The sequence below is a fragment of the Actinobacillus lignieresii genome, from assembly GCF_900444945.1.
Lineage (GTDB): Bacteria > Pseudomonadota > Gammaproteobacteria > Enterobacterales > Pasteurellaceae > Actinobacillus > Actinobacillus lignieresii.
The window spans coordinates 1,884,186-1,895,895 of sequence record NZ_UFRM01000001.1; the positions used below are offsets into that span (position 1 = coordinate 1,884,186).

General features: G+C 38.6%; 9 protein-coding genes and 1 pseudogene. 7 read left to right on the top strand and 3 right to left on the bottom strand.

Annotation, left to right across the window (positions count from 1 at the left end):
- The first annotated feature begins 446 nt into the window (after positions 1–446).
- The 4 genes from ulaG (at position 447) to araD (ending at position 4,039) form a co-directional block, all read left to right on the top strand.
- Complete coding sequence (ulaG, locus tag DY200_RS08835) at positions 447–1,538, top strand: L-ascorbate 6-phosphate lactonase (protein ID WP_115587727.1); 1,092 nt, start codon at positions 447–449, stop codon at positions 1,536–1,538.
- A 101-nt stretch (positions 1,539–1,639) separates the two neighbouring features.
- Positions 1,640–2,386, top strand: a complete 747-nt coding sequence (ulaR, locus tag DY200_RS08840) for an HTH-type transcriptional regulator UlaR (protein ID WP_115587728.1) — start codon at positions 1,640–1,642, stop codon at positions 2,384–2,386.
- Positions 2,387–2,471: 85 nt separating this feature from the next.
- On the top strand, positions 2,472–3,332 hold the full coding sequence (locus DY200_RS08845; RefSeq protein ID WP_115587729.1) for an L-ribulose-5-phosphate 3-epimerase: 861 nt from the start codon (positions 2,472–2,474) through the stop codon (positions 3,330–3,332).
- Complete coding sequence (araD, locus tag DY200_RS08850) at positions 3,326–4,039, top strand: L-ribulose-5-phosphate 4-epimerase (RefSeq protein WP_115587730.1); 714 nt, start codon at positions 3,326–3,328, stop codon at positions 4,037–4,039. Before DY200_RS08845 ends, araD begins: the two co-directional genes overlap by 7 nt.
- A gap of 151 nt (positions 4,040–4,190) precedes the next feature.
- On the opposite strand, the gene bamJ is transcribed toward araD, so the two are convergent.
- Complete coding sequence (gene bamJ / locus DY200_RS08855) at positions 4,191–4,820, bottom strand: BamJ family beta-barrel-assembly machinery protein (RefSeq protein ID WP_115587731.1); 630 nt, start codon at positions 4,818–4,820, stop codon at positions 4,191–4,193.
- Between the two features lie 329 nt (positions 4,821–5,149).
- Here bamJ and DY200_RS08860 point away from each other — a divergent pair, with 329 nt between their 5' ends.
- Entirely contained in the window at positions 5,150–5,887 is a 738-nt protein-coding gene (locus DY200_RS08860; RefSeq protein ID WP_172539918.1) for an STM1630 family protein, read from the top strand.
- A gap of 118 nt (positions 5,888–6,005) precedes the next feature.
- Here the strand turns inward: DY200_RS08860 and DY200_RS08865 are convergent.
- Together DY200_RS08865 and DY200_RS08870 are read right to left on the bottom strand one after the other, a co-directional pair.
- Positions 6,006–7,339, bottom strand: a pseudogene (locus tag DY200_RS08865) (IS3 family transposase).
- 112 nt (positions 7,340–7,451) lie between these two features.
- Positions 7,452–7,865 (bottom strand): helix-turn-helix domain-containing protein, encoded by a 414-nt coding sequence (locus tag DY200_RS08870; protein ID WP_115587732.1) that lies wholly within the window; start codon positions 7,863–7,865, stop codon positions 7,452–7,454.
- A 1,716-nt stretch (positions 7,866–9,581) separates the two neighbouring features.
- Between DY200_RS08870 and DY200_RS10865 the strand changes: the two genes are divergently transcribed.
- Both DY200_RS10865 and DY200_RS08880 read left to right on the top strand, forming a co-directional pair.
- Entirely contained in the window at positions 9,582–10,112 is a 531-nt protein-coding gene (locus DY200_RS10865) for a factor H binding protein domain-containing protein (RefSeq protein WP_338418680.1), read from the top strand.
- Positions 10,113–10,258: 146 nt separating this feature from the next.
- Positions 10,259–11,665 (top strand): surface lipoprotein assembly modifier, encoded by a 1,407-nt coding sequence (locus DY200_RS08880; RefSeq protein WP_425320815.1) that lies wholly within the window; start codon positions 10,259–10,261, stop codon positions 11,663–11,665.
- Positions 11,666–11,710: the final 45 nt, after the last annotated feature.

Here is an 11,710-nt window from a genome sequence, read left to right on the forward strand (position 1 = left end):
AGAATGATGAGATTTGGAAGATCTCAGTGTTTTTAGATTGGTTAAGTTAAATATAAGATGGCGTAGAGCATCAGTACCTACCGAACAAATGATAAACAGTTATAACGGAATCAAAAAGATTATTTTTGATTATTTGTGAGCAAGATCACATTTTATTTTTCATTTATATGATTTTTGTGTTCATATGTTAAGAAAATGTATTGTCTTTCTCTGTAGCTGAGGAAATTATGCTTATATTTCATATGGATATAATTATCTATTTGTTTTATAAAGAAAATATTTTCTTAATAAAAAATGGAAATGACCTAAAACGGAAGAATTCGTCAGAAAAAATTAGAAGTAGATCACATTTTTCACAAAAATCATTTTACCAATACTGAATGATTACTTATGATTACTCTTGATTAAAATATTCATCTCTTCCTTCCAAAAATTAGGAGTTTACTATGGCTAAAGTTAATGAAATCACACGTGAAAGTTGGATTCTTTCTACCTTCCCTGAATGGGGCACTTGGCTAAACGAAGAAATTGAGCAAGAAGTCGTGCCGGAAGGTAACTTCGCAATGTGGTGGCTAGGTTGCGTGGGTGTGTGGATTAAAACGCCTGCCGGTGCAAATATTTGTATGGATTTATGGTGTAGCCGTGGTAAATCCACTAAAAAAGTAAAAGATATGGTACGCGGTCACCAAATGGCGAATATGGCAGGCGTACGCAAATTACAACCGAACTTACGCGCGCAACCGATGGTATTGGATCCGTTTGCGATTAATGAAGTCGATTTTATTCTCGCTTCCCATTATCATAGCGACCATATTGATGTGAATGTGGCGGCGGCGATTGTAAACAACCCTAATTTAAATCATGTGAAATTCGTCGGTCCGTGGCACTGCGGCGAATTATGGAAAAAATGGGGCGTGCCGGAAGATCGTATCATTGTAGTAAAACCGGGCGATGTAGTAAAAATTAAAGACGTAGAAATTCATGCGTTAGATTCGTTCGACCGTACGTGCTTAGTTACCTTACCGGTGGAAGGTGCGGAAGAACAAAGCGGCGAATTAAAAGGTTTATGTCCGTCTGACGAAGAAATGGGTCGTAAAGCGGTAAACTACGTGTTTAAAACACCGGGCGGTAATATTTATCACGGTGCGGACTCTCACTACTCCATCCAATTTGCGAAACACGGTAAAGAATTCGATATTGATGTGGCGTTAAATAACTACGGCGAAAACCCGGTCGGTATCGCGGACAAAATGACCTCTATCGATTTACTCCGTATGGCGGAATGTTTACGTACCAATGTGATTATTCCGGTACACCACGATATTTGGACGAACTTTATGGCAAGTACGCAAGAAATTATTGATCTATGGCGTATGCGTAAAGATCGCTTACAATATAAATTCCATCCGTTTATTTGGGAAGTCGGTGGCAAATACGTTTATCCGCGCGATAAAGACTTAATTGAATATCACCACCCGCGCGGCTTTGACGATTGCTTCGAGCAAGAGCCGAATATTCAATTTAAATCAATGCTTTAATTGAATACGAGCCACTCTTAAGAATATTTTAAGAGTGGCTTATTTTTCAGTTCATTGTTCATGGTTTAAAATGGATGACTTATATAAGCAAGGACATGGTAATGAACGAAAGTTTTAGACATAAAAAGCTATTAGCTGCGTTGGAAGCGAAGCAAATGCTCTCAACGTTAGAAATTATGCATTTACTTAACGTGTCACCGGCAACGGCAAGACGCGATATTAATAAGTTAAGCGAACAGAAAAAATTACGCAAAGTGCGTAACGGTGCGGAAGCGATTCACGTACAAAAATCGCTCGAGCAAGACAAGCCGATTAATAATTTCGAGGAAAAACGCCGTATTGCCGAAGCGGCGAGCAAACTATGTCGAGAAGGGGATAGCGTTATCCTGACTTGCGGTTCGACCATGCAATTATTAGGGCAATCGCTATGCGGTCAAAAATTGCAAATTATTACCAATTTTCTACCGCTTGCCAATTATCTGATTGATCAACAACACGACGACGTAGTGATTATGGGCGGACAATATAATAAAAACAAAAAAGTTACGCTTTCGCTCAACCAACAGAATGAATTTATGTATGCGGCAAACATTATGTTTACCAGCGGTAAAGGTTTTACTCGAGAAGGTTTATTTAAAACCGATATGATCATTGCCAATTCCGAAGCGCAGATGTCATCTAAGGCGAGCAAATACGTTGTCTTACTGGACAGCACCAAACTCGGAAAGGAAATCGGTATGTTATTTAGAGATATCAACAATGTTGATCTTTTGATTACCGGTAAAGAGGCCGATCCGAAAATAGTGCAATCCATTCGAGATAAAGGTGTGGAAATCATTCTTGCCTAGCTTAGCGATATATCGGAATATATAAACAAGCGGTTAAAAAAGCGTTGTTTTTTACTAAAAGTATTATTCAAACGAGGGAATGAATATGAGAAAGCACAAGTTGGGGATTTACGAAAAAGCATTACCTAAAAATATTTCTTGGCAAGACAGACTTTCGATTGCTAAAGCGTGCGGTTTTGATTTCGTCGAAATTTCCGTGGACGAAACGGACGAGCGTTTAGCTCGTTTAGATTGGACTAAAGAACAACGAATCGAATTAGTCAAAGCGATCATCAATACCGGCGTGACTATTCCGTCAATGTGTTTATCCGGTCATCGCCGCTTCCCGTTCGGATCTCGTGATGAAGCCACTCGCCAAAAAGCCTATGAAATTATGGAAAAAGCGATTCAACTTGCGGTGGATTTAGGTATTCGTACCATCCAATTAGCCGGCTATGACGTGTATTACGAAGAGCAAGACGAAGGCACGATTGAACGTTTCCGACAAGGCTTAGAATGGGCGACCGAACTGGCGGCAAGTAATCAAGTGACCCTTGCGGTCGAAATTATGGATACCAAGTTTATGAGCTCGATTAAACGTTGGAAAAAATGGGACGAAATTATTAAATCGCCATGGTTTACCGTTTATCCGGATATTGGCAACGTTTCGGCTTGGAACGATGACATTGAAGCGGAATTTGCCCTAGGTATCGATAAAATTTCGGCTATTCACTTAAAAGATACTTACAAAGTGACCGAAACTTGTAAAGGTCAATTCCGTGACGTACCGTTCGGTGACGGTTGTGTGGACTTCAAAGGTTTCTTCGAAATCTTGGCAAAATTAAATTATCGCGGTGCATTCTTAATTGAAATGTGGACCGAAAAAGCGGAAGAACCGATTGCGGAAATTATTAATGCCCGCCGTTGGATTGAACAAAAAATGAAAGAGGGTGGTTTCCAATGCTAACAGAATTATCTCCAAAATTATTGGCGATGCGTGATCGCGTATTTAAAGCGAATCTTGAATTACCAAAATACAAATTAGTTACTTTCACTTGGGGCAACGTAAGTGAAATCGACCGTGAAACCGGTTATGTAGCGATCAAACCTTCCGGTGTGGAATATGCAACGATGAAGCCGGAAGACATTGTCTTTGTCGATTTACAAGGTAATCGCGTATTCGGCGATAAAAAACCGTCGTCCGATACCCCGACCCACTTAGAATTTTACCGCCAATTCCCGAATATCGGCGGTGTGGTGCATACTCACTCACGTCACGCGACCGCATGGGCGCAAGCCGGTGAAGATATTCTTGCGTTAGGCACAACACAAGGCGACTACTTCTACGGTTCGGTACCTTGTACACGCCGAATGACACCGGAAGAAATTGCCGGCGAATACGAATTGGAAACCGGTAAAGTAGTGGTGGAAACCTTCCGTAAACGCGGTATTGATCCGGATATGGTGCCGGGCGTATTAGTCCATTCGCACGGGCCTTTCACTTGGGGTAAAGATGCGCATGATGCGGTACATAATTCCGTAGTGCTGGAAGAAGTGGCGTATATGAACTTCGTTAGCCACCAAATTCGTCCTAATATCGGCTCAATGCAACAAGAATTACTCGATAAACACTATTTACGTAAACACGGTGCAAACGCCTATTACGGACAATAAATCTTTTTAATGTTGTGTGTGCAAGCGGTCAAAATTGCAGAATTTTTTGCAAATTCGACCGCTTTTTTATCGAACTTATTAAGCGGTATATTGTTTCCGGCGATAAAAAAGCCTCCGAATACGGAGGCTAGATAGATGGTTTGAATCAGAATTAAAGAATATCTAATAATTCCACTTCAAAAATTAAGGTGGCAAACGGAGGAATTGATGCGCCTGCACCACGTTCACCGTAAGCTAACTCTTGCGGAATGGTTAAACGCCATTTTGAACCGACGGTCATTAATTGTAACGCTTCCGTCCAACCTTTGATTACGCCGCCGATCGGGAATTCCGCCGGTGTACCACGTTTTACCGAGCTGTCGAACACCGTACCGTCAATTAAAGAACCGGTGTAATGTACGCGAACCGTGCTGTCCGCCGTCGGTTTTGCACCCGTACCTTCGGTTAATACTTCATATTGCAAACCGGATTCTGTCACCACAACGCCTTTTGCTTTCTTGTTTTCTTCTAAGAACGCTTTGTTATCCGCTTCAATCGCTTTAAACGCTTCCGCTTGCGCCGCTTCCGCGCGTGCGCCTAACTCTTGTAACGCTTTGGTCACATCGTTAAGATCAATTGCCGGCGGGTTTTGATTTAATACGTCGTTAATACCGCGAGCAACCGCTTCGGCATCCACTTCCATACCGCTACTTAATAATTGCTGACCGATTTGTAAACCGATTCCGTAACCGCCTTTTGCTTCCGTTGTTTCTAAAGCGACCGCATTGAAATCTAATGCCATGTTTTGTTTCCTTTTATGATAGTGTAAAGACGCACTCTTTTATGGGGATGAATTTAAAGAATACAACCCTTAATAACAAGAAAATAACTTCATTATGATACGGCTTGCGACACTTGTTATTTTGTGTATAAAAAACAATCAATCAGAAGCGGTTTAAATATGTATGGTTTATGTTAATTGACTAAAAACTTACATTAAAACAAAGAGATAGCATTAAGTTAAAGGCTTTTATCACAAAAATCTAATATGTGATTTACAATTGAGCTGTTTAGAAAGTTAAAATATAATCCGCAATCTCTTTTTTTGATAGATTTGAGGTTCTAAATTAGATGCTTGGGGTTATCAATAAAATTGTATCATCTTCTCTTTCTATGGCTTTCTTGGGCGTACTGAGTTGGTCTTCCGCCTATTCTTACGGATGGGGTCAGTCTTGCTTTTACGGTTTTCCTTTATGGTATGTGGATGTCGGAGCAGGCAATGTCGCTCGCAGCCTCGGTTATGTGTTTTACGTCACCGCCGTTCTTTGTATCACTTACTTAATCGGCTTATTTTTATTAACCAAAGCCAAACCGTTTCTGAGCGAATCCTGTATTAAACTTGTTCGCGCCAGTATCTTGTGTGCGCTTGCCACCTTACCTATTTTGATTATCAGTACGTTACTTAACGGTAAAATTTATCAACAAGCGGTCATCTCTTATTTATGTGCGGTGATTTTATTCGTTATCGCACTGCGTAACGTGATTAACCGCCATATCCGTAATATCAATATTTATTCGGCGATCCAGTTTTTCCAAAGTCATAAAAGTAACGTACTCATCTTTACTTATGCGTATTTTATGATCTTCGCCTTTATGGTCGGCTATTTACGCCCGCACTTCAAAACACGTTTCGATATGATCGAAATTAATGCTCAAATGTATTACGTTCTCGCTAAATACAACAAAACTTTTATCTTATCGAAAGAGTTAAAAATAGATAACGATGAGTTTTATCTGTACGAGCTAAATCCGAATCAGCTAGGACATATCCAAATCGTCGATGCGCATCATCCGTTTGGGTTACAGTGATCTTACGATGTGAATATAAAATAAACGGCAAATAAGCTCGGAAGAGAAGAAGAAAACAATCCTTATATAATTATAAAAAAGCCCTTACTTTGATCTGACCCCAAAAAGTTAGACTGTTTTAATTTAAGGACTGAATTCTGTATTGTACAGGGCTCAGTCCTTTTAATTTCACTTGAATACGCTCATTGTTGTAATAATGAATGTACTCGTGAATCACTTTCTCAAGTTGTTCGAAAGTGTCAAATCGCTTACCAAAGTAACATTCCGTTTTCAATCGCCCAAAAAAACTTTCCATTGCCCCATTATCCAAACAATTCCCTTTTCTCGACATACTTTGTTTAATATGATGTTTTCTCAGCATTTCTTGATAGTCTGCCATCTGGTATTGCCAGCCTTGGTCGGAATGTAAAATCGGTTTAGCGTCCTTAGGCAGTTTTGCGACCGCTTGCTTTAGCATCCGCATCACTTGCTCAAAGTTAGGGCTTCTTGCTAAATCATAAGCAAGAATTTCACTATTAAATAAGTCTTTAATGGGGGATAAATAGAGCTTGCCTTCCGCACATTTAAACTCAGTGATATCCGTTACGAGCTTTTCATTTGGCGCCGTTGCGTGAAAATCCTGTTGCAATACATTCTCGGCAATTTTACCCACTTCACCTTGATAAGAACGATATTTCCTCTGCTTACATTTCCCTTTTAAATCAAGCTGTTGCATTATCCTTTGAATACGCTTATGGTTAATCGCACCAAAAAAATCACGTAACTTTAACGTAATACGACGATAGCCATAATTGCCATCATTATCCTAATAAATCTCAATCACTTTCTGCCTCATCACTGCATTTTTATCGATTTTAGGCGGTAAGTGATAAAAGAACGTACTACGTTTTAAACCCGTCAAAGGGAGGAGGATTTCTAAGGGAAAATCCACTCGCAACGTTTTTACGATGGCTGCTTTTGCCGCATTTTTTGTTGGTTGAACTCCCGCAGCTTTTTTAGGTAAGCTACCTCCGCTTCCAGCTCTAAAATACGATAACGTAAGCGTTCTTCTTCAGTTTTAGGTGGAGGAGGCATTTTCGGGTATTTCGGTTTCATTGTCGGACGACCTTTTGGTTTGGGTAATAAGCCGTTTATACCTTGTTCTTCAAAGATGTGCAACCATTGGCTAATCGAACCTGAATTAGCAATACCAAAATGAAGGGAGGCGCTTTCCGCAGAAAATTGCCCTTTTTTGACCGCTTGTATGACGGTTAATTTGAATTCGGGGGAATATTTTTGCTTCTTACCCATCACCGCTAGTCCATTGATTCCGTTGTGATTAAATTGAGCAATCCACCGAGTTAAGGTTTTCTTGGATAATTGAAAATGTCGTTGAGTGAATAAACGGTTTTTGTCATTTTGAAGATAAAACTCGATGACTTGTTGTTTGAATAGCGAGTTATATTTAGTCATAAAAAATCTGCACCTTAATCCGTTGGAGGTTTAGTCCAACTTTTGGGGGGCAGATCACTTATATAACTAAGTAGAGGCTTTTATATGGCGGTAATAATTTGCAAAAAATTTGCTAATTTTGACCGCTTGTCAGCTTTCTTAATAGTGCCAGTTCACGTTCAAGGCTTTCGATTAGCTTATCTTTTTGCGCCATTAATTCTTCTTTGTGAACTAATAGCTGTTGTAAACGTTCAATTTCTTGGTTATTACCATTATTATGTCCAACTGTGAGAAAGTTATTCGAATGACTAAAACCATTTTCTGCATTGTTAAAGTATATTTGTCCTTCCTCTCCATAAGATAATAATTCACAAATATCCATATCAAACACTTCGGAAATCTGCTCTAAGCGGGGTAAATTCGAACGTACTTCGCCTCTCTCGATTTTGGCGTAGCCGGTTACCGACATACCTAATTTATCTGCCATCACCTCTTGAGAAAGCTGATGTGTTTCTCGTAAATGGCGAATTTTCTCGTTAATTTTCATAGTTGCCCTTGTAAGGTAGGTTACCTTGCTTAACAAGGTAATAGATTGTAATTAATAATTTATGGTTTATTTTTCAAGTTTAGTATAAATTAAAACGGGTTTAATTTTAACCGTTATATTATTTTATGAGGTCTATCTATGTCTATTAAACGTATTTCTATTGCAACCGCAATTTTACTGAGTTTAACCGCTTGTGGGAGTAGTGGCGGCGGTTCTAATCATGCTAAACCAAAAACGGATATGCAAATACATACGCAACCACAAATACAACAAACAGAAATTGAACAATTAAAACAACAGTTAGCTAATGCACAGCAAGCTACGCAACAAGCAGAAGAAAAATTAAAAAATTTATCATTGTTGTCCAGTAAAGAGAAAGCAGACTTACAGAAAGAATTAACAACAACAAAAAATAATCTTGAAACTGTTACTGCCCAATTAAAGCAAGCTAATTCGGCTTCCGCTAAAACGGTTGATGAGATCAAGAAAACGCTTGTTACGACACAAAATAATTTGACTAAATTTACCCAAGAATTAGCAAAAGCAAATGAAAGTTTAGTGCAAAAAGAAAAAGTAATACAAGCGGAGCAGGAAGCAAAATTAAAGGCTGAAGCCGCTTTATTAGCGGTAAATACACCACTTACTAAAGAGCAAATTCATAAACTGGCGATCAGTGCCGGTTTAAGTAATGGCTGGGCTGATGAGTTGGCAATGGATCTTGTGGGCAAAACTAAGCAAGAAGTAACAGATGAAATAATGCTTGCATCAAGAAAATCGAAAGTCAGAATTTTGGCAAGAAATTTCGGTTATTCGGATCAAGATGCAAGAGCATTTGAAAAAGCGAATAGAGATAAAAGTTATGATGATCTTGCCGATTTATTACGAAAAGAAGCAGAAGATAAACAAAATGCTCGTGAAACTTTAATTACCGAATTAAAACAATTGGCTCAAAGCAAAGGTTTACAAGAGTGGGAAGCAAATAATTTTGCTTATAACAATGTTGATCAAGGAAAAGAGGTTGCCTTAGCTGAGTTGGATAAGTTAGTTGAGCGTAATAATTTTATTAAAGAATTAACTCAATTAGCAAAAGATAAAGGGTTAGAAGATTGGGAAGCGGGTAATTTTGCTAATAATTATGCAAATGGTAGCAAAGAAAGTGCATTGGCTGAGTTAGATAAACTGGCTACTGAAAAGGAAGCCCGCCAAAAGCCGGAAAAAATGTATCAGTTAGCAAACACATATTCTCAGCAACATTTTAATTATAATCTTAATACGACAGATTTTGTTGAACAAAATAAAGGTTTAACTTTAGATGAGTTTAAGAGCAAATTAGATCAATTAGTGACTCATAAACAAAATTTAGAACAGCTTTCTAAAACTTATTTAAACGATCAGTATTATGTAGCAAATTTTGTTCGCGATAACTTATATAACACGCTAGATGAAGCGGAAAGGAATCTTAGTAATAGTATGAAAGGGCTCCCTAACGAAACGCCAACAGGCTTTAATCGTAATCAAAATTCAAGTTTAGTAAAAGAGCCTATTGTTGAAAATGATAAAGAAACAGGCAGATTTACAACAACCAATCAGCATAATGATATTTATAACCAAAAATATTCTGTAGTAACAGGGAAATATTATTCTCAAGAAAGAGAAGAGATGGAGCTTAGATATCGTGATAGTAGTGACTCAGGTTCAGGGTATTATGCACCTGTTATAAATAAAACAGAAACTTATACTGTTGGAGATGATAAAGGTTTAGCGACCAAAGAACTTCACTTTCCGACAGAAGGGAAGGCAACATATACTGGTGTTGCATTTGATTCTCACAGTCAAGGAACACTTACTTATAATGTAGATTTTGCTAAGAAAACAGGGCAAGGAAGCATTGAGGGGTTAGAGCATATAGGTCGTTTAACGCTTGATCAAGGTGAAATTTACAAATCGGCTTCAACAGGTAATATGAGAGCAAGAGGTAATATTAGTGCGGATGAATGGAAAAATGTTAGAGATATTCGTGGAGATTATCAGTTAGGATTCTATGGAAAAAATGCTGAAGAAATTGCAGGTCGTGCAACATTAAGACAATCACAATATGGTGCCTGGGATAGTGAAAATAACACTTATTTGGCACCAGTTAAATCTATTAGTGATAAAGTGCTTTCTCCAGATAGACACGATATGAATTCAGGTAAAGATTCATTTGATGTCGGCTTTGGCGGTACACGTGGTGAAATCAAAAAATAGTTTTTAACTATTTCATATAATGGTAGGGACACACGGCGTGTGTCCGTATTTGACGGTTGAATTTGCAAAATTTTTTACAAATTAGACCGCTTGCGGACGCACGAGGTGCGTCCCTACGCTAATAAAAACCTTTCCGATAAAATCTAATGAAATCAATACCTTTTATTCTGTCTGTGCTTCCCACAACGCTTTTAGCGGAAACTATTTCTACACCAAAACCAGTCTTTTTTGAGGATAAATCCGATCATCTAAAACCGGCGGAATTTGCAAAAAGTTCACCGAATTTAACCGCTGATACCCCGATATTTACACCAACCGAACAAGCGAATTTGGATCAAACCATTACCGCTTTATTGATCAATAAACAGTGGCAAGCCTTAAAAATCGCATTAGAACGTTATGTAAAACAGACGAATTTTGATCCGATTTTATATCGTTATGCAAAAGGGGCGATGTTGCGTGCGGAACAAGATTATGACGGAGCGATCGAGCTTTACCAACAAATTTTACAGACCCAACCGCAATTAGCTTATCCACGTTTCGATTTGGGCGTGATGTTGTTTGAAAATAAACAATATCGTGAAGCGAAACAGCAATTAAACCAAGCAAGAAAATCTCTTGATCCGCAAATGCAGCCGTTAGTTGAACGTTATTTGCAAGCAATGAAGGAACGCCAAAGCTGGCAACCGGATGCAGAATTGCAATATACACAAACCGATAATGTAAATAACGCATCAAGAGAACGAGAAGTCGAAATTGGTGGTTTACGATTCTTAAAAAATGAGGATTCTTTACCGCAAAAAGCCCACGGTTTTCGTTACGGTTTGGGGGCAAGTAGAGAAATAAATTTAAGCGGTAATCATTTTGTAGCGTTTGAAGGGCGATTTAGCGGTGTACATTATTGGGATAATCAAGATTACAGTGAAAAATCGTTATACGGCTCATTCGGTTATCGTAAACATTCTGCATTACAATCTTGGGGCATTTTGCCTTTCTTTGAACAAAACTGGCTTGCTTCGCCACGTTACAGCCAAAATTACGGAGCAAATATTGAGTTCCGTCGTCAGCTTAATCTTCAATGGTCATTTTCCGCTAATTTCAACCATACACAGAAACGCTATGCCGATGAAAATATTGCCCAACGTTATAACGGTTATATCAATGGAGTATCCGCTTCATTAAGCTATACTGCCAATCCGAATTGGGTGATGTTTGGTGGTGTAGAACTTAGCAAAGATCGCACTAAAGATAAGGCGGAAACCTCAATTCGTAAGGGAATTAATCTTGGTACGCTATTGCGTTATGGCGATGTTGTGAGCCGAGTCAGTTTGCATTATGTAAAACGTAATTTTTTGGCGGATAACTTTTATTTCCCGAAAAAACGCATTGATGACGAATACAGCGTAAATGCCAGCCTGTGGCATAACCAAATTCAATGGCAAGGTTTTGTGCCAAAATTAAATTATCGTTATCGTAAAATTGACAGCAATATTTCCGCTTTTTATAGCCGTTCAAGCAGTGAATGGTTTATGACGGTAGAAAAGAATTGGTAGTTTACAAGCGGTTGTTTTTGGTAAGAAAACCGCAAAAAACAACCG

Bases quoted from the DNA above. Each gene is read 5' to 3' on its own strand.
- ulaG (WP_115587727.1), top strand. From the start codon at position 447: ATGGCTAAAGTTAATGAAATCACACGTGAAAGTTGGATTCTTTCTACC.
- ulaR (WP_115587728.1), top strand. From the start codon at position 1,640: ATGAACGAAAGTTTTAGACATAAAAAGCTATTAGCTGCGTTGGAAGCG.
- DY200_RS08845 (WP_115587729.1), top strand. From the start codon at position 2,472: ATGAGAAAGCACAAGTTGGGGATTTACGAAAAAGCATTACCTAAAAAT.
- araD (WP_115587730.1), top strand. From the start codon at position 3,326: ATGCTAACAGAATTATCTCCAAAATTATTGGCGATGCGTGATCGCGTA.
- bamJ (WP_115587731.1), bottom strand. From the start codon at position 4,820: ATGGCATTAGATTTCAATGCGGTCGCTTTAGAAACAACGGAAGCAAAA.
- DY200_RS08860 (WP_172539918.1), top strand. From the start codon at position 5,150: ATGCTTGGGGTTATCAATAAAATTGTATCATCTTCTCTTTCTATGGCT.
- DY200_RS08870 (WP_115587732.1), bottom strand. From the start codon at position 7,865: ATGAAAATTAACGAGAAAATTCGCCATTTACGAGAAACACATCAGCTT.
- DY200_RS08880 (WP_425320815.1), top strand. From the start codon at position 10,259: ATGAAATCAATACCTTTTATTCTGTCTGTGCTTCCCACAACGCTTTTA.